A 16,811-nucleotide genomic window follows, 5' to 3' on the forward strand; every position below is an offset into this window, starting at 1 on the left:
TCATTATGCAACCGTCCTCGACACTCGCCCCCGTGGCGCCGATTATCTTCCTGGCGATCGCCATTGGCGCGGTCAACTGGATCGACCTTGCACGCGGCAGGGGCAAGCAGAGCGTGGCTTATCCGCTGTCGCTGCTGACCACCCTGGTACTGACCGTATGGTTCGGCCTGAACGCCGCCAGCGGCGAGACGCACTACGCGTTCTCCAACCTGGTGGTGATCGACCCGATGGCCAACGTGCTGTCGGCGTTCTGCGCCGCCGGCCTGTTTGTCACGCTGGTCTATACGCGCAGCTACCTGGCCGATCGCAACATGTTCGCCGGCGAGTTCTACCAGCTCGCGCTGTTCACGCTCGGCGGCCAGATCGTGATGATCACCGGCAACAACTTCCTGACCCTGTACCTGGGCCTGGAACTGCTGTCGCTGTCGTCGTACGCGCTGGTGGCGCTGCGCCGTGAATCGCGCGTGACCTCGGAATCGGCCATGAAGTATTTCGTGCTGGGCGCGCTGGCTTCGGGCTTCCTGCTGTACGGCATCTCGATGATGTACGGCGCCACCGGTTCGCTGAACCTGGGCGAGGTGTTCCGCGTGGTCGAGTCGGGCCGCGTCAATACCACGATGCTGGCATTCGGCGTGGTGTTCATCGTCGCCGGCCTGTCGTTCAAGCTGGGTGCCGCGCCGTTCCACATGTGGATTCCGGACATCTACCAGGGTTCGCCGACCGCGGTGACGCTGCTGATCGCGGGCGGCCCGAAGGTTGCCGCGTTCGCGCTGTTTATCCGCGTGCTGGTGGAAGGCCTGCTGCCGCTGGCCAATGACTGGCAGATGATGCTGGTGGTGCTGTCGATCGTGTCGCTGGCGATCGGCAACCTGACCGCCATCGTCCAGTCCAACCTGAAGCGGATGCTGGCGTACTCGACCATTTCGCACATGGGCTTCGTGCTGCTGGGCCTGCTGTCGGGCGTGGTGGCCAACAAGGCTGACGGCGCCGCCGATGCGTACAGCTCGGCGATGTTCTATTCGGTGACCTACCTGCTGACCACGCTGGGCACCTTCGGCATCATCCTGCTGCGCACCACCAAGGGCTTCGAGGCCGAGACGCTGGAAGACCTGAAGGGCATGTCGCGCCGCAACCCGTGGTTCGCCTTCCTGATGCTGGTGATGATGTTCTCGCTGGCCGGCATCCCGCCGACCGTGGGCTTCTACGCCAAGCTGGCCGTGCTGGACGCGGTAATCAAGGCTGGCATGAGCTGGCTGGCCGTGGTGGCGGTGATGTTCTCGCTGATCGGCGCGTTCTACTACCTGCGCATCGTCAAGCTGATGTACTTCGATGAGCCGGCTGGCGAAGAGCAGCTGGAAGCGACCGCCGGCCTGCGCTCGATGCTGACGCTGAACGGCGCCGCCGTGATCGTGCTGGGCTTCTTCCCGGCCGCGCTGATGAACCTGTGCTACCAGGCCATCCGCTCGACCCTGGGCTCCTGATCGGCCAACGTCCATGAGCGCATCCGCAAGCGGCTGGTTTGTCATACTGCTGGCACTGATCAGTGCAAACCTGCCGTTTGTGAACCAGCGCCTGTTCATGGCGATCCCGCTCCGGTGGGCGCGCAAGCCGCTGTGGCTGCGCCTGCTGGAGCTGATCGTCTGGTACGCGGTGGCCGGTGCCGCCGGTTTCGCGGTCGAGGCCAGCCTCGGCAATGCCTTCCCGCAGGGCTGGCAGTTCTACGCCATCACCGCCTGCATGATGCTGGTGTTTGCCTTTCCGGGCTTCACCTGGCAATACCTCGTCAAACACCGCACGGCCTGAAGCCGGTCTTGTCGGCGCCGGGCCTGCCTGATCCGGAGCGTTCATGACCGACAAGATCCAACGCGGCACCCAGTCTCTCGCCGACCCCGCCGGCCACACCGCGAACGACGACGCACTGAAGGAAGTCTGCGTCGCCTCGGCCACGGTCCATCGCGGCAAATTCCTCACCCTGAAGCAAGACATCGTCCGCCTGCCCGATGGCAAGCAGACCGGGCGCGAGTACATCGTGCATCCGGGCGCGGTGATGATGATCCCGTTGTTCGACGATGGCACCGTCCTGATGGAACGGCAGTTCCGCTATCCGGTCGGCGAAGTCATGCTGGAATTCCCGGCCGGCAAGCTCGACCCGCAAGAGGGCGCGCAACGCTGCGGCGAGCGCGAGCTGCAGGAAGAGACCGGCTATACGGCCCGGCGCTGGGACTACCTGACGCGCATCCACCCGGTCATCTCTTACTCGACCGAATTCATCGACATCTTCCTGGCGCGCGACCTGACGCACGGCGAGGCGCAGCTGGACGATGGCGAGTTCCTGGAGACGTTCATCGCGCCGGTGGGACAGGTGATCGACTGGGTGCGCAGCGGCCGCATCAGCGATGTGAAGACCATCATCGGCGCGTTCTGGCTGGAGAAAATCGTTTCCGGCGCGTGGCAGCCGGGCGAGCAAACGGTGCCGGGCTGACTCGCTCCGGCAGCGGGGCGCGCACTGCGCTAAGCTGGTTGTGGGGCGATAAACGTATGTGCTGAACACTGCATGTTCGTTCTACGAACGGTCGTTCGAAAAAATTTAGCACGACCGTTCACAAAATTTCGATTCGCGGATAATATAGCTTTTGACGGGCTGGAAAGATCATGAAGGTGCTCGACCTGCGCTGCGCGCATGACCATCGTTTCGAGGGCTGGTTTGCCTCGGAGGAAGAAGCGCAGTCGCAAATCGCGCGCGACCTCGTCCAATGCCCGGTCTGTGGCGACCATGCCGTGACGCGGCTGCCCAGCGCGCCGCGCCTGAACCTGTCAGGCGCGACCGCGCCGAAGGCGGCTGGCAAGCCGGCGCAGCCAGCGGCAACCGCCGCGGCACCGGCGGCACTGCAAGCGCTGTACATGAAGGCAGTGAAGCAGGTGCTGGCCCAGACCGAGGACGTTGGCGACCGCTTTGCCGAGGAGGCGAGGCGCATGCACTACGATGAAGCTCCGGAACGCGGAATCCGCGGCTCGGCTTCGCCGGAGGAAGTGCAGGCGCTGGCCGAGGAGGGCATCGAGACTTTCCCGCTTATCGTGCCGGATGCGCTGAAGCAGACGGCTCACTGAATTGCGTCCTGTGCCCGTTGCTGTCGGCGCATGACGCGCAAGGCAGAACAAACCGCCGGCAGCCTGAGACGATGCCGGCACCATCATGGAGACGGGCATGGATCTCAACTACTCGGCGTCCGACAACGCCTTCCGCGAGGAAGTGCGTAGCTGGCTCGAAGCCAACTTGCCGGCGGACATCCGCAGCAAGATTCTCAACCACCGCCGTCCGAACCGCGACGACCTGGTGCGCTGGCACAAGATCCTCGCCGGCAAGGGCTGGTCGGCGCCGCACTGGCCCGTCCAATTCGGCGGCACCGGCTGGAACGCCACCCAGCGCCATATCTGGGACGAAGAGAATGCCCGCGTCGGCGCGCCCGGCGTGCTGCCGTTCGGCGTGGCCATGGTTGCGCCCGTGATCATGAAGTACGGCAACGAGCAGCAGAAGTCGTACTACCTGCCGCGCATCCTGGACTGCACCGACTGGTGGTGCCAGGGCTATTCGGAGCCGGGCTCGGGTTCGGACCTGGCCTCGGTGAAGACCCGCGCTGAACTGACCTCCGACGGCAAGCACTACATCGTCAACGGCCAGAAGACCTGGACCACGCTCGGCCAGCACGCCGACATGATCTTCTGCCTGGTCCGCACCGATCCGGAAGCCAAGAAGCAGGAAGGCATCTCGTTCCTGCTGATCGACATGAAAACCCCGGGCATCACCGTGCGCCCGATCATCATGCTGGACGAAGAGCATGAAGTGAACGAGGTCTTCTTCGACAACGTCAAGGTGCCGGTCGAGAACCGCGTCGGCGAAGAGAACAAGGGCTGGACCTACGCCAAGTACCTGCTCGGCCATGAGCGTACCGGCATTGCCCGCGTGGGCAACTCCAAGCGCGAGCTGGGCTTCCTGAAGCGCGTGGCGCGCCAGCAGCAGAAGAACGGCAAGCCGCTGCTGGAGGATCCGGTGTTCGGCGCCAAGGTGGCCGCGCTGGAAATCGAACTGATGGCGCTGGAGATCACGGTGCTGCGCGTGGTGTCGAGCGAAGCCGCCGGCAAGGGCCCCGGTCCCGAGGCGTCGATGCTCAAGATCAAGGGCACCGAGATCCAGCAGCTGCTGACCGAGTTGATGGTCGAGGCCGTCGGCCCGTACGCCCAGCCGTTCGACACGGCCTACCTGGAGTGCGAGACCGAGCATGCGGTGACCGGCTACGACGACGCCGCGCCGCTGTCCGCGTACTACTTCAACTATCGCAAGACCTCCATCTACGGCGGGTCCAACGAAATTCAGAAGAACATCATCAGCCAGATGATTCTGGGGCTGTGAGGACAGGAAGGAGATAGGTAACATGAACTTCAATCTCAGCGACGAACAGAAGCAACTGGCCGACGCCGTCCGCCGTTTTGTCGAGAAGGACTACGGTTTCGAGGACCGCAAGAAGAACTACGAAAGCGCCGCCGGCTACGGCGAATCCGCGTGGGGCTCGCTGGTCGAGCTCGGCCTGACCGCGCTGCCGGTGCCGGAAGCGCAGGGTGGCTTCTCGGGCAAGGCGCTCGACATGATGGTGGTCCAGCAGGAGCTGGGCCGTGGCCTGGTGGTCGAGCCGTACCTGGCCACCGTGGTGGGTGCCTACGCACTGGGCCTGGCCGGCGGCCAGGACGCGCTGCTGGAGCGGGTCGCCGGCGGCGAGCTGAAGCTGGCCGTGGCCTTCAACGAGCCGCAGGCGCGCTATGAGCTGAACAACGTGCGCGTTACAGCCCGCGACGGCAAGCTCAACGGCCGCAAGACCGTGGTGCTGCACGGCGGCCAGGCCGACAAGCTGATCGTGTCGGCGCGCAGCAGCGGCGGCGATGCCGACCAGGATGGCATCTCGCTGTTCCTGGTGGATGCCAAGGGCGCCGGTGTCAGCATCAAGGACTATCGCACCATCGACAACCTGCGCGCGGCCGACATCACGTTCCAGGACGCGCCGGCGCAACTGCTGGGCGAGGCCGGCAAGGGCTTCGCGCTGGTCGAGCAGGTGGCCGACTATGCCGCGGTGCTGCTGTGCGCCGAGGCCGTGGGCGTGATGGACACGCTCAACGCAGCCACGCTGGAATACGCCAAGACGCGCCAGCAGTTCGGCCAGCCGATCGCACGCTTCCAGGCGCTGCAGCATCGCATGGTCGAGATGTTCATCCATGCCGAGCAGTCGCGTTCGATCACGCTGCTGGCCGCCGCCCGTTTTGAAGAGGCCACGCCGGAAGAGCGCCGCCGCTACGTTTCCGCCGCCAAGGCGCGCGTGGGGCAGGCAGCGCGCACGGTCGGCCAGGAAGCGGTGCAGATCCACGGGGGCATGGGCGTGACCAACGAACTGCCGGCCGCGCACATGTTCAAGCGCCTGACGCTGATCAACACCACCTTCGGTGACGTGGATCACCACCTGGGCCGGTTTGCCGCCCAGCCGGGGTTCCAGGAAGCAGCCTGATCCTCTCGTCTGCCATGCCAGTCAAAACCGCGCCGTATTCCCAGGCGCGGTTTTTTTCTTTGCGCGCTGTTAGGGACGGGTTCGGCAAATACGGACGCTGAGCCCTGGCATGCATGCGATCATCGTCGGGACAAGGCCGTCGCCATCCCAGGCTAACAATTACGGAGAGACAAGCAATGCTGTATTTCGAGGACTTTGAGGTCGGCAGCCGCCGCGAACTGGGCTCCTACGTCGTCACCGAGGAAGAACTCCTCGCCTTTGCCCGCCAGTACGACCCGCAGCCGTTCCATATCGACAAGGAAGCGGCTGCCAAGAGCATCTACGGGGGGCTGATCTCGAGCGGCTGGATGACCTGCTCGATCATGATGCGCCTGCTGGTGCTGAGCACCACCGGCAAGTCGGCCAGCATGGGCTCGCCCGGCGTGGACGAGATCCGCTGGATCAAGCCGGTCTATGCCGGCGACACGCTGACCGTGGTGCTCAACGTGCTGGACACGCGAGCCTCGCAGTCGAAGCCGGACCGCGGCATCGTGCATACCCAGTGGGAAGCCACCAACCAGCGCGGCGAACTGGTCTGCACCGTCAAGGGCATGGGCATGTACGGCCGCCGCCCCGCATAACGACACATCCACCCACCCATCGAGGAGACAACCGAAATGCGTACCATCGCAACGCTGGAAGAGCTGGAAGGCCTGCAAGGGCAGGAAGTCGCGGTCAGCGACTGGATGGAGGTGACCCAGCAGCAGGTCAACCAGTTTGCCGAGGCTACCGGCGACCACCAGTGGATCCACGTCGACGTGGAGCGCGCCAAGAAGGAGTCGCCCTATGGCGCCCCGATCGCCCATGGCTTCCTGACGCTGTCGCTGCTGCCCAAGTTCATGCACAACGCGCTGCACATGCCGTCGAAGATCGGCGTCAACTATGGCCTGAACCGCGTGCGCTTCACCGCGCCCGTGCCGGTGGGCAGCAAATTACGGGCACGAATCAAGCTGCTGAAGGTCGAACGGCTCGATCCGCTGCCCAAGTCGCCGGAGCTGGCGGGTGCCCAGTCCACCTGGGAGGTGACGATCGAGCGCGAGGGCAGCGAGCGTCCGGTATGTGTCGCGGAGTCGATTTCCCGCCGCTACGGATGATCGGCAAACGGCCGTGTGGCGTTGAGCTGCGACAAAGGTTCTGACGCACTGCGACAATATGCCACACGAAAACGTCGCACCCACAAAGCCGCGTCAATGCGCGGCTTTGTGCATATTTATAGGCGAAATTGTGATCTTGACGGCAATCAAATGCTGCGATGCGGCGACAGCACATGATTGTCCGTTTATCTGAACTCTGTGTTCTGTGGCGTTGGGTTTACCCTCAATGTTGCGTTGCGGTACATTCGCGCCCACGATGTTTTACGTGTTGCGCTCCCCGGCCGAAAACCGCGCTTGCCACCAGGTTGCTGAAGGCAAGTCCGTCGGGAAGTGCAAAAACCTCGTATTCCAACGCTACCCGGCCGCTGTACTGAGCCGGGACCGTTCGCGGTTTCGGCCACCAGGTGCCGCAGCGCCGGCAAGGTCCCACAGGGCCTGCAGCGCGCGCAGTCAGTTGTCCTTCCGTGTTCATGGCGTTGCAAGGCCGCATGGTCCTCCGGCGTTAGATTCGCCGCCCGACCGCAACGCCAGCTAAGGACACGTCCTTCCGGTTTTCCCATAGCCCCACGCCTCTTGCGCGAGCATCAGGCGGTTTAGCCACGCTTTTGCCCAAAGCGCGGTGTAACCAAACCAGTCGTGACATGAAGAAACCAATACTGCCGCGTTGGACGCGGTTCCTGCCCTGCCTCGGCCTGCTCCTGCTGGCCGGCTGCAACATGACGCTGCTCGACCCGAAAGGGCAGGTTGGCGTCGATATCAAGAACATCATCCTGATCGCCACCTGGCTCATGCTGCTGGTGGTGGTGCCGGTGATCGTGCTCACGCTGGTGTTCGCCTGGAAGTACCGCGCGTCCAATACCAAGGCGCGCTACGAGCCGGACTGGTCGCACTCGACCGCGATCGAAGTGGTGGTGTGGCTGATCCCGTGCCTGATCATCATCGCGCTGGGCATCATCACCTGGAAGTCCTCGCACGACCTGGACCCGTACAAGCCGCTGGAATCGAACAAGAAGCCGGTCACCGTCGAGGTGGTGGCGCTGAACTGGAAGTGGCTGTTCATCTATCCGGAACTGAAGATCGCGACCGTCAACCAGATCGCGTTCCCGGTCGACACCCCGGTGAACTTCAAGATCACCTCGGATTCGATCATGAATTCGTTCTTCATCCCGCAACTGGGCAGCCAGGTGTATGCCATGGCAGGGATGGAGACCAAGCTGCACCTGATCGCCAACCATGCCGGCTCGTATGACGGCGTGTCCGCCAACTACAGCGGCGGCGGCTTCTCGGGCATGAAGTTCAAGGCGGTCGCCATGTCGAACTACGAGTTCGACGAGTGGGTCGCCAAGGTCCGCGCCTCGTCGACCGAACTGGGCGTTGAAGGCTACAAGACGCTGGCACAGCCCAGCGAGAGGGAGCCGGTCACGTACTACGGCAAGGTGGAAGACCAGCTCTTCCACAACATCCTGCACAAGTACATGGACCACAGCGGCACTGCGGTTGCCGACAAGGGTTTCAAGGGCGGCCCGATCTGCACGTCGCGCAATACCCTCGGTGAAGAGCAGCTGTCGATGACCACGCCGGCCAAGCTGCCGGCGGGCGCGTAATCCTGGGAGCAATGATGTTTGGCAAGTTGAGTTTGTCGGCGATTCCGTTTCATGAGCCGATCATCATGGTCGTGCTGGCGGGCGTCGCCCTGGGCGGTGCCGCGCTGCTAGGCGCGATCACATATTTCAAGAAGTGGGGCTATCTCTGGAACGAGTGGTTCACGTCAGTCGATCACAAGAAGATCGGCGTGATGTACTGCCTGGTCGCCCTGATCATGCTGCTGCGCGGCTTTGCCGACGCGGTCATGATGCGTACCCAGCTGGCGCTCGCCACCAATGGCGCCACCGGCGTGCTGCCGCCCGAGCACTACGACCAGATCTTCACCGCCCACGGCGTGATCATGATCTTCTTCGTGGCCATGCCGCTGATGACCGGCCTGATGAACCTGGTCGTGCCGCTGCAGATCGGCGCGCGCGACGTGGCCTTCCCGTTCCTGAACACGCTGTCGTTCTGGCTGTTCGTGGCGGGCGCCATGCTGGTCAACGTCTCGCTGGGCGTCGGTGAATTCGCCAAGACCGGCTGGCTGGCCTATCCGCCGCTGTCGGGCCTGGACTACAGCCCTGGCGTGGGGGTGGACTATTACCTCTGGAGCTTGCAGATCTCGGGCCTGGGCACGCTGCTGACCGGCGTGAACTTCCTGGTGACGATCCTGCGCATGCGCGCCCCGGGCATGACCCTGATGCGCATGCCGGTGTTCACCTGGACCGCGCTGTGCACCAACGTGCTGATCGTGGCCGCCTTCCCGGTGCTGACCGTGACGCTGGCGCTGCTGGGCCTGGACCGCTACATCGGCACCCACTTCTTTACGAACGACGGTGGCGGCAACGCCATGATGTACGTGAACCTGATCTGGATCTGGGGCCACCCCGAGGTGTACATCCTGATCCTGCCGGCGTTCGGTATCTTCTCTGAAGTCATCTCCACGTTCTCGGGCAAGAAGCTGTTCGGCTACAAGGGCATGGTGTACGCGACCGCCGCGATCATGGTGCTGTCGTTCATCGTGTGGCTGCACCACTTCTTCACGATGGGCTCGGGCGCCAACGTCAACGCGTTCTTCGGCATCACGACCATGATCATCTCCATCCCGACCGGGGTGAAGATCTTCAACTGGCTGTTCACCATGTACCGCGGCCGGGTCCAGATGACCTCGCCGGTGCTGTGGACGCTGGGCTTCATGATCACCTTCGTGATCGGCGGCATGACCGGCGTGCTGATGGCCGTGCCGGCTGCCGACTTCGTGCTGCACAACAGCCTGTTCCTGATCGCCCACTTCCACAACGTGATCATCGGCGGCGTGCTGTTCGGCTACCTGGCCGGCATCACCTACTGGTGGCCGAAGGCGTTCGGCTTCACGCTGAATGAGCGCCTGGGCAAGTGCGCCTTCTGGTGCTGGCTGGTCGGCTTCTACTTCGCCTTCATGCCGCTGTACGTGCTGGGCCTGATGGGCATGACCCGCCGCCTGAACCACACCGACAACCCGGCCTGGACGCCGTGGCTGTACCTGGCCGTGGTGGGCGTGGTGTTCGTGGCGCTGGGCATCTTCTTCCAGGTGCTGCAGATCGTCGTGTCGATCCGCGACCGCAAGAAGCTGGCGGACGTGACCGGCGATCCGTGGGGCGGCCGTACCCTGGAGTGGGCCACTTCGTCGCCGCCGCCGTTCTACAACTTCGCGCACACACCGGTGGTGCGTGACCTGGACGCGTTCGCCGACATGAAGGCCCGCGGCGAGACCCTGCCGACCGAAGGCTACGAGAAGATCCACATGCCCAAGAACACGGGCGCGGGCTTCATCATCGGCGCCTTCAGCCTGGTGTTCGGCTTTGCCCTGACCTGGCATATCTGGTGGATGGCCATCGTTGGCCTGGTGGGCATGGTGTGGGCGTTTATCCACCGCAGCAACGACGACCATATCGACTACTACGTGCCGGCCACCGAGGTCGAGCAGATTGAAACGCGCCATCTGCAGCGCATTGCTTCGCAGGCCTAAGAACCATGTCGACTCAAGTCCTAGACCGCATCCCCGCGCAGGCCGGAGCCTCGGCCCACGCCGACGCGCATGACCATGCGCACCACGATACCAGTGCCAATACGGTGTATGGCTTCTGGATCTACCTGATGAGCGACTGCATCATCTTCGCCGGGCTGTTCGCCACCTTCGCCGTGCTGCGCGGCGAGCTGGCGGGCGGGCCGTCGGCGAAGGAGCTGTTCGAGCTCAACTACGTGCTGGTGGAGACCTTCATCCTGCTGTTCTCCTCGATCACGTACGGCATGGCGATGATCTCGCTGCAGAACCGCAGCCTCAAGCACGTGCAGACCTGGCTCGGCGTGACGTTCCTGCTGGGCGCGGCGTTCATGGCGATGGAAATCAACGAGTTCCACCACCTGATCGCCGAAGGCGCCGGCCCGGGCCGCAGCGCGTTCCTGTCGTCGTTCTTCACGCTGGTCGGCACCCACGGCCTGCACGTCGCCAGCGGCATGCTGTGGATGATCGTGCTGATGTGGCAGCTGGGCAAGAAGGGCATCACCCCGACGCTGAGCAAGCGCCTGATGTGCCTGTCGCTGTTCTGGCACTTTCTGGACGTGGTCTGGATCGGCGTGTTTACCGTGGTCTACCTGATGGGACATCTGTGATGGCACAACACAACGCACCGGCGGCGCACGCCACTCGTGATTCGCATGGCGCGCATGCCGCGCACGACTCGCACAGCACCCACGCCAGCTTCAAGGGCTACGCGATCGGCTTCATCCTCGCGGTGATCCTGACCGTGATCCCGTTCAAGCTGGTGATGGACGGCAGCCTGGACAAGGGCATGATCCTGTGGATCATCCTCGGCATGGCCGCGGTCCAGATCCTGGTCCACCTGAAATACTTCCTGCACCTGGACACGTCGTCCGACCAGCGCAGCAACGTGATCGCGCTGCTGTTCACGGCGCTGATCCTGGTGATCGTGGTGGCGGGTTCGCTGTGGATCATGCACAACCTGAACACCAACATGATGGTGATGTAAGGACTGGCGTCCTGGCATCGGAAAACGGGGCCCCGCGAGGGGCCCCGTTTTTATTTGCGCCGCCTGCCGTCGGCGTGGTGCCCGGCCCTGGTGCGCCGGTGCGCACTGGCTGGCGCCTTCGGCAAGAGGTCCGCACAGAATTGCGTCGTTGCACGGGAGTGGTGCATGCGCCGCCCGCACAGCTCTGGTGCACGGACGCGGCCACAGCGCGCGGCACAGCCCGCGCGGCGCGCCAGCACGCCGTCTGCCGTCGGCGGGGCGGGTATCAGCGCGTTGAACGCAGTGGCACGCTAGTTGCAGATGCATCACCCCGGGGAGCGTAGTCCCTACTAACACCACAAATGGGAGCTGCAAATGCAACGACGTGACATGCTGAAGCTGTCGGCCATCGCCGCCGCGGCAATGATCGGTACCAGCCCGCTGGCCATGGCGCAGTCCAAGGAACCGATCAAGGTCGGGATCCTGCACTCGCTGTCCGGCACGATGGCCATCTCGGAAACGTCGCTGAAGGACGTGGCCCTGATGACCATCGACGAGATCAACAAGAGCGGCGGCGTGCTCGGCCGCAAGCTGGAGCCGGTGGTGGTGGACCCGGCCTCCAACTGGCCGCTGTTCGCCGAGAAGGCGCGCCAGCTGGTCAGCAAGGACAAGGTCGCGGTGACCTTCGGCTGCTGGACCTCGGTGTCGCGCAAGTCGGTGCTGCCGGTCTATGAAGAGCTGAACTCGCTGCTGTTCTACCCGGTGCAGTACGAAGGCGAGGAGATGTCCAAGAACGTCTTCTACACCGGCGCCGCGCCCAACCAGCAGGCGATCCCGGCGGTGGAGTACCTGATGAGCAAGGAGGGCGGCGGCGCCAAGCGCTTCTTCCTGCTGGGCACGGACTACGTCTACCCGCGCACCACCAACAAGATCCTGCGCGCCTTCCTGAAGAGCAAGGGCGTTGCCGACAAGGACATCGAAGAGGTCTACACCCCGTTCGGCCACAGCGACTACCAGACCATCGTCGCCAACATCAAGAAGTTCGCCCAGGGTGGCAAGACCGCGGTGATCTCGACCATCAACGGCGATTCCAACGTGCCCTTCTACAAGGAACTGGGCAACGCCGGCCTGAAGGCCAAGGACGTGCCGGTAGTGGCGTTCTCGGTGGGCGAGGAAGAACTGCGCGGCATCGACACCAAGCCGCTGGTGGGCCACCTGGCGGCGTGGAACTACTTCATGTCGGTCAAGAACGCACAGAACGACGCCTTCAAGAAGCAGTGGGCGGCCTGGGTCAAGGCCAACAACCTGCCGGGCGGCGACAAGCGCGTGACCAACGATCCGATGGAAGCCACCTACGTCGGCATCCATATGTGGGCGCAGGCTGTGAAAAAGGCTGGCACCACCGATACCGACAAGGTGCGCGCGGCGATGTACGGCCAGACCTTCAAGGCGCCGGACGGCTTCACGCTGACCATGGGCGAGAACCACCACCTGTACAAGCCGGTGATGATCGGCGAGGTGAAGGGCGATGGCCAGTTCTCGGTGGTGTGGAAGACGCCGAAGGCAGTGCGCGCGCAGCCGTGGAGCCCGTTCATCGCCGGGAATGAAGGGAAGCCGGACAAGGTGATGTAAGCCTCGTTTGCTTGCCACTATCCGGCTCCCCTCTCCCGCTTGCGGGAGAGGGGCTGGGGGAGAGGGCGGGCGCTGGCAAATGCGACGGCGTTCACTTCGTCATAGATGCCGGCCCCCTCCCCCGACCCCTCTCCCGCGCGCGGGAGAGGGGAGCAAACAAACAGCTCGCTTCATTCCTGCCAATCGCAAGCTCCTATGCGCAATCCCTTATCCGTTCGAGTCGTGCCCTGGCTGCGCGCCCTGCTGGCAGCGCTGCTGCTGGCCTCAGCGCCGTGGGCCGCCGCGCTGACGCAGGCCGACCTGAAGCCGCTGGCCGAAGACGACTTCGACGCCAAGACCGCCGCGCTGTCCGCGCTGGCCAAGGCATCGCCCGCTGAAGCTGCACCGATCCTGAAAGCCCTGCAGGAGGACACCCTGCAATATGCGCCGTCGGTCGGCATGGTGCGCCAGGACGGCGACAAGGTGGTCGATGCCATTACCGGCAAGTCCGTCACGGTCAAGCCGGACGAACTTGAATCCCTGACCCTGAACAACAGCCTGCGCGCACTGGTCGACAGCGCCGCCAGCAGCCTGCTGCTGCAATCGCCCGACATCGCGGTGCGCGCACAGGCAATCGGCACCTTGCGCGAACAGCCGGAAAGCGCCTCGCTTGCCGCCGTGGAAGCCGCGCGCAAGGCCGAGGCCGATGCCGGCCTGCGCGCCAGCCTGGACGTGATCTGGGCCAACCTGGTGCTGGCAGAGCCCGCGGATCCAGGCGCGCACGATGCGCGGCTCGAAGCGATCCGCATCCTCGCCACGGACAGCAACCCGCAGAGCCGCCAGAAGCTTGCGCCGCTGGTCGAGCGCGACAGCGCCGGCAACTACCGCGAAGCGGATGCGGACGTGCGCCTGGCCGCGCAGCAGGCGCTGGACCAGCTGCGCAGCGACCAGCGCCGCGCCGAGCTGATCGGCAACCTGTTCGCCGGCCTGAGCCTGGGCAGCGTGCTGCTGCTGGCAGCGCTGGGCCTCGCCATCACCTATGGCCTGATCGGCGTCATCAACATGGCGCACGGCGAGTTCCTGATGATCGGCGCCTACGCCACCTACGTGGTGCAGTCGCTGTTCCGCGCCTATGCGCCGGATGCGTTCGCGTGGTACCTGCCCGCGGCGCTGCCGGCATCGTTCCTGGCGGCGGCGGCAGTCGGCTTCGTGCTGGAGCGGCTGGTGCTGCGCCACCTGTACGGCCGCCCGCTCGAAACGCTGCTGGCCACCTTCGGCATCAGCCTGCTGCTGATGCAGGCGGTGCGAACGCTGTTCGGCGCGCAGAACGTGGAAGTGGCCAATCCCGGCTGGATGAGCGGCGGCTTCGAATGGATGCCGGGACTGGTGATCCCGTACAACCGCGTGGTCATCATCCTGTTCGCGCTGGCGGTGGTGGCGGTGGCGTGGGCGGTGCTCAACCGCACGCGGCTGGGGCTGTTCGTGCGTGCCACCACGCAGAACCGCACCATGGCGGCGTGCGTGGGCGTGCGCACGTGGAAGGTCGACAGCTACGCCTTCGCCTTCGGTGCCGGCATCGCCGGGCTCGGCGGATGTGCGCTGTCGCAGATCGGCAATGTCGGTCCCGACCTGGGCCAGGCCTACATCATCGATTCGTTCATGGTGGTGGTGCTGGGCGGGGTGGGGCAGCTGGCCGGCACCATCGTCGGCGCATTCGGGCTGGGCATCATCAACAAGTTCATCGAGCCGTTCTATGGCGCGGTGCTGGCCAAGATCTTTGTCCTGGTGCTGATCGTGCTCTTCATCCAGAAGCGGCCGCAGGGACTTTTCGCGCTCAAGGGGCGCAGCGCGGAGGCATGATGCAGCGATTCCAACCTGATTCTTCCGCGGCACCTTCCGCGGCACCTTTCCGGCTTGCCGTGCCCGAGCGCCAGTCGCTGTTCTCGCCGCGTGGCTGGATGGCGCTGGCGGTGCTGACCGTGCTCGTCGGCATCGGCGTGCCGGTGTGCGCGCTGCTCGTGCCGGAAGGCCATCCGCTGCACCTGTCGGCGTACGCGCTGACGCTGGTCGGCAAGATCATGTGCTTTGCGCTGGCGGCGATCGCGCTCGACCTGGTGTGGGGCTACTGCGGCATCCTGAGCCTCGGCCATGGCCTGTTCTTCGCGCTGGGCGGCTATGCCATGGGCATGTACCTGATGCGTTCGATCGGGCGCGAAGGCGTGTACAAGAGCGACCTGCCGGATTTCATGGTGTTCCTCGACTGGAAGGAGCTGCCGTGGTTCTGGCACGGCACGGACCATCTTGGCTATGCGCTGCTGCTGGTGGTGCTGGTGCCGGGCGTGCTGGCATGGCTGTTCGGCTTCTTTGCCTTCCGCTCGCGCATCAAGGGCGTGTACCTGTCCATCATCACGCAGGCGATGACGTATGCGGCAATGCTGCTGTTCTTCCGCAACGAGACCGGCTTCGGCGGCAACAACGGCTTCACGGATTTCAAGCGCATCGCGGGGTTCGCCATCGCCGCGCCGCAGACGCGCACGGCGCTTTTTGTGCTGACCTTCGTGGCGCTGCTCGGGGGCTTCGTTGCCTGCCGCTACATTGTCACGTCCAAGCTGGGCCGCGTGGTCACGGCCGTGCGCGATGCGGAGATGCGCGTCATGTTCTCCGGCTACAACCCGCTCGGCTACAAGCTGTTCGTGTGGACCTTCTCGGCCGTGCTGTGCGGCATCGCCGGCGCGCTGTACGTGCCGCAGGTCGGCATCATCAACCCGGGCGAGATGTCGCCCGGCAACTCGATCGAAATGGCGGTGTGGGTTGCCGTGGGCGGGCGCGGCACGCTGATCGGGCCGGTCATCGGCGCGTTCCTGGTCAACGGTGCCAAGACGCTCTTCACCGCCCACTTCGCCGAATACTGGCTGTTCCTGCTGGGCGCGATGTTCGTGCTGGTGACGCTGTACCTGCCCGATGGCGTGATTGGCCTGTGGAAGCGCCTGCGCGAGCGCCGCGCTGCCGCCGCGGTGCCGTCCGAGCCTGAGCCCGTTTCCACGCCCGCGGTGGCGGGCCGCACCGGAGGTGAAGCATGAACGCCGCACTCGAACACGGCCAGGCCGAAAGCGGCGATGCCACCGGGCTGGGCCGCGTGCTGGAGCCGGGCACCATCGATGTGTCGCACGGCCCGATCCTGTACCTGGAAGACGTTACCGTGCGGTTCGACGGCTTCCGCGCGCTCAACAAGCTGAACCTGTCGATCGACCATGGCGAACTGCGCTGCGTGATCGGTCCCAACGGCGCGGGCAAGACCACGATGATGGATGTCATCACCGGCAAGACCGGGCCGCGCAATGCCAATGTCAGCGGGCGCGTGTTCCTGGGCCAGACCATCGACCTGATGCGGATGACCGAGCCGCGCATCGCGCAGGTCGGCATCGGCCGCAAGTTCCAGAAGCCGACCGTGTTCGAGCAGCACGCGGTGTGGGAGAACCTGGAGCTGGCGATGAAGGCCGACAAGCGCTGGTGGTCGTCGTTGCGCGCGCGGCTGACCGGCGAGGGGCATCGCCGCATCGAGGAAACGCTGGCGCTGACCGGCCTGGACGACGAGGCGTACCGGCCCGCCGGGCTGCTGTCGCACGGTCAGAAGCAGCGGCTTGAGATCGGCATGCTGCTGATGCAGCAGCCGCAGCTGCTGCTGCTCGACGAACCCGTGGCCGGCATGACCGATGAAGAGACCATGCAGCTGGCCAGCCTGCTCAACGGCCTGCGCGGCAGCTGCTCGATGATGGTGGTGGAACACGACATGGAGTTCGTCGCCGCGCTGGCCGGCGCTGCCGGCAAGGTCACGGTGCTGGCCGAAGGCAGCGTGCTGGCAGAAGGCACGCTCGACAGCGTCAAGCGCGACGAACGCGTGATCGAATCCTACCTGGGGAGATAGG

At 64.6% G+C, this 16,811-nt stretch carries 16 protein-coding genes; all 16 read left to right on the forward strand.

Translation table 11 applies throughout. The features are described 5' to 3' along the window. Window positions 1-5: 5 nt before the first annotated feature. The 16 genes from nuoN (at window position 6) to urtD (ending at window position 16,810) form a co-directional block, all read left to right on the forward strand. On the forward strand, window positions 6-1,481 hold the full coding sequence (gene nuoN / locus E1J61_RS11650; RefSeq protein ID WP_133094171.1) for an NADH-quinone oxidoreductase subunit NuoN: 1,476 nt from the start codon (window positions 6-8) through the stop codon (window positions 1,479-1,481). A 13-nt stretch (window positions 1,482-1,494) separates the two neighbouring features. Then, entirely contained in the window at window positions 1,495-1,803 is a 309-nt protein-coding gene (locus tag E1J61_RS11655) for a DUF2818 family protein (protein ID WP_133094172.1), read from the forward strand. Window positions 1,804-1,846: 43 nt separating this feature from the next. Next, on the forward strand, window positions 1,847-2,482 hold the full coding sequence (locus E1J61_RS11660; RefSeq protein ID WP_207951199.1) for an NUDIX domain-containing protein: 636 nt from the start codon (window positions 1,847-1,849) through the stop codon (window positions 2,480-2,482). Between the two features lie 170 nt (window positions 2,483-2,652). Further along, entirely contained in the window at window positions 2,653-3,108 is a 456-nt protein-coding gene (locus E1J61_RS11665) for a DUF1178 family protein (RefSeq protein WP_133094173.1), read from the forward strand. Between the two features lie 97 nt (window positions 3,109-3,205). Continuing rightward, the gene (locus E1J61_RS11670; protein WP_133094174.1) at window positions 3,206-4,408 is read left to right on the forward strand and encodes an acyl-CoA dehydrogenase family protein; all 1,203 of its coding nucleotides are present in this window, start codon (window positions 3,206-3,208) and stop codon (window positions 4,406-4,408) included. Between the two features lie 22 nt (window positions 4,409-4,430). Further along, complete coding sequence (locus E1J61_RS11675) at window positions 4,431-5,549, forward strand: acyl-CoA dehydrogenase family protein (RefSeq protein WP_133094175.1); 1,119 nt, start codon at window positions 4,431-4,433, stop codon at window positions 5,547-5,549. Between the two features lie 176 nt (window positions 5,550-5,725). Then, window positions 5,726-6,169 carry a MaoC family dehydratase gene (locus E1J61_RS11680; RefSeq protein ID WP_133094176.1) on the forward strand — a complete coding sequence of 148 codons (444 nt, stop codon included), beginning with the start codon at window positions 5,726-5,728 and terminating at the stop codon, window positions 6,167-6,169. A 36-nt stretch (window positions 6,170-6,205) separates the two neighbouring features. Next, the gene (locus E1J61_RS11685; RefSeq protein ID WP_116317541.1) at window positions 6,206-6,682 is read left to right on the forward strand and encodes a MaoC family dehydratase; all 477 of its coding nucleotides are present in this window, start codon (window positions 6,206-6,208) and stop codon (window positions 6,680-6,682) included. Between the two features lie 641 nt (window positions 6,683-7,323). After that, on the forward strand, window positions 7,324-8,286 hold the full coding sequence (gene cyoA / locus E1J61_RS11690) for a ubiquinol oxidase subunit II (protein ID WP_133094177.1): 963 nt from the start codon (window positions 7,324-7,326) through the stop codon (window positions 8,284-8,286). Between the two features lie 14 nt (window positions 8,287-8,300). Continuing rightward, window positions 8,301-10,274: a cytochrome o ubiquinol oxidase subunit I gene (cyoB, locus tag E1J61_RS11695; RefSeq protein ID WP_133094248.1), complete on the forward strand. Its 1,974-nt coding sequence runs from the start codon at window positions 8,301-8,303 to the stop codon at window positions 10,272-10,274. Between the two features lie 5 nt (window positions 10,275-10,279). Beyond that, a complete protein-coding gene (cyoC, locus tag E1J61_RS11700) occupies window positions 10,280-10,918 on the forward strand; it encodes a cytochrome o ubiquinol oxidase subunit III (protein ID WP_063241489.1) in 639 nt (212 codons plus the stop codon). Continuing rightward, window positions 10,918-11,295: a cytochrome o ubiquinol oxidase subunit IV gene (gene cyoD / locus E1J61_RS11705; protein ID WP_133094178.1), complete on the forward strand. Its 378-nt coding sequence runs from the start codon at window positions 10,918-10,920 to the stop codon at window positions 11,293-11,295. Before cyoC ends, cyoD begins: the two co-directional genes overlap by 1 nt. A gap of 354 nt (window positions 11,296-11,649) precedes the next feature. Further along, entirely contained in the window at window positions 11,650-12,906 is a 1,257-nt protein-coding gene (gene urtA / locus E1J61_RS11710; protein WP_133094179.1) for an urea ABC transporter substrate-binding protein, read from the forward strand. A gap of 195 nt (window positions 12,907-13,101) precedes the next feature. Further along, window positions 13,102-14,745, forward strand: a complete 1,644-nt coding sequence (gene urtB, locus E1J61_RS11720) for an urea ABC transporter permease subunit UrtB (RefSeq protein WP_133094180.1) — start codon at window positions 13,102-13,104, stop codon at window positions 14,743-14,745. After that, window positions 14,745-15,965, forward strand: a complete 1,221-nt coding sequence (gene urtC / locus E1J61_RS11725) for an urea ABC transporter permease subunit UrtC (protein WP_133094249.1) — start codon at window positions 14,745-14,747, stop codon at window positions 15,963-15,965. Before urtB ends, urtC begins: the two co-directional genes overlap by 1 nt. Next, entirely contained in the window at window positions 15,962-16,810 is an 849-nt protein-coding gene (urtD, locus tag E1J61_RS11730) for an urea ABC transporter ATP-binding protein UrtD (RefSeq protein WP_133094181.1), read from the forward strand. Before urtC ends, urtD begins: the two co-directional genes overlap by 4 nt. The last annotated feature ends 1 nt before the right edge of the window (window position 16,811 follow it).

Source organism: Cupriavidus sp. L7L (assembly GCF_004353535.1).
Taxonomy (GTDB): domain Bacteria; phylum Pseudomonadota; class Gammaproteobacteria; order Burkholderiales; family Burkholderiaceae; genus Cupriavidus; species Cupriavidus oxalaticus_A.

Coding starts and splice junctions, on each gene's coding strand:
- cyoB (WP_133094248.1), top strand. CDS start 8,301: ATGTTTGGCAAGTTGAGTTTGTCGGCGATTCCGTTTCATGAGCCGATC.
- E1J61_RS11670 (WP_133094174.1), top strand. CDS start 3,206: ATGGATCTCAACTACTCGGCGTCCGACAACGCCTTCCGCGAGGAAGTG.
- urtB (WP_133094180.1), top strand. CDS start 13,102: ATGCGCAATCCCTTATCCGTTCGAGTCGTGCCCTGGCTGCGCGCCCTG.
- urtC (WP_133094249.1), top strand. CDS start 14,745: ATGCAGCGATTCCAACCTGATTCTTCCGCGGCACCTTCCGCGGCACCT.
- cyoC (WP_063241489.1), top strand. CDS start 10,280: ATGTCGACTCAAGTCCTAGACCGCATCCCCGCGCAGGCCGGAGCCTCG.
- cyoA (WP_133094177.1), top strand. CDS start 7,324: ATGAAGAAACCAATACTGCCGCGTTGGACGCGGTTCCTGCCCTGCCTC.
- E1J61_RS11685 (WP_116317541.1), top strand. CDS start 6,206: ATGCGTACCATCGCAACGCTGGAAGAGCTGGAAGGCCTGCAAGGGCAG.
- urtA (WP_133094179.1), top strand. CDS start 11,650: ATGCAACGACGTGACATGCTGAAGCTGTCGGCCATCGCCGCCGCGGCA.
- E1J61_RS11660 (WP_207951199.1), top strand. CDS start 1,847: ATGACCGACAAGATCCAACGCGGCACCCAGTCTCTCGCCGACCCCGCC.
- cyoD (WP_133094178.1), top strand. CDS start 10,918: ATGGCACAACACAACGCACCGGCGGCGCACGCCACTCGTGATTCGCAT.
- E1J61_RS11675 (WP_133094175.1), top strand. CDS start 4,431: ATGAACTTCAATCTCAGCGACGAACAGAAGCAACTGGCCGACGCCGTC.
- E1J61_RS11680 (WP_133094176.1), top strand. CDS start 5,726: ATGCTGTATTTCGAGGACTTTGAGGTCGGCAGCCGCCGCGAACTGGGC.
- E1J61_RS11665 (WP_133094173.1), top strand. CDS start 2,653: ATGAAGGTGCTCGACCTGCGCTGCGCGCATGACCATCGTTTCGAGGGC.
- urtD (WP_133094181.1), top strand. CDS start 15,962: ATGAACGCCGCACTCGAACACGGCCAGGCCGAAAGCGGCGATGCCACC.
- nuoN (WP_133094171.1), top strand. CDS start 6: ATGCAACCGTCCTCGACACTCGCCCCCGTGGCGCCGATTATCTTCCTG.
- E1J61_RS11655 (WP_133094172.1), top strand. CDS start 1,495: ATGAGCGCATCCGCAAGCGGCTGGTTTGTCATACTGCTGGCACTGATC.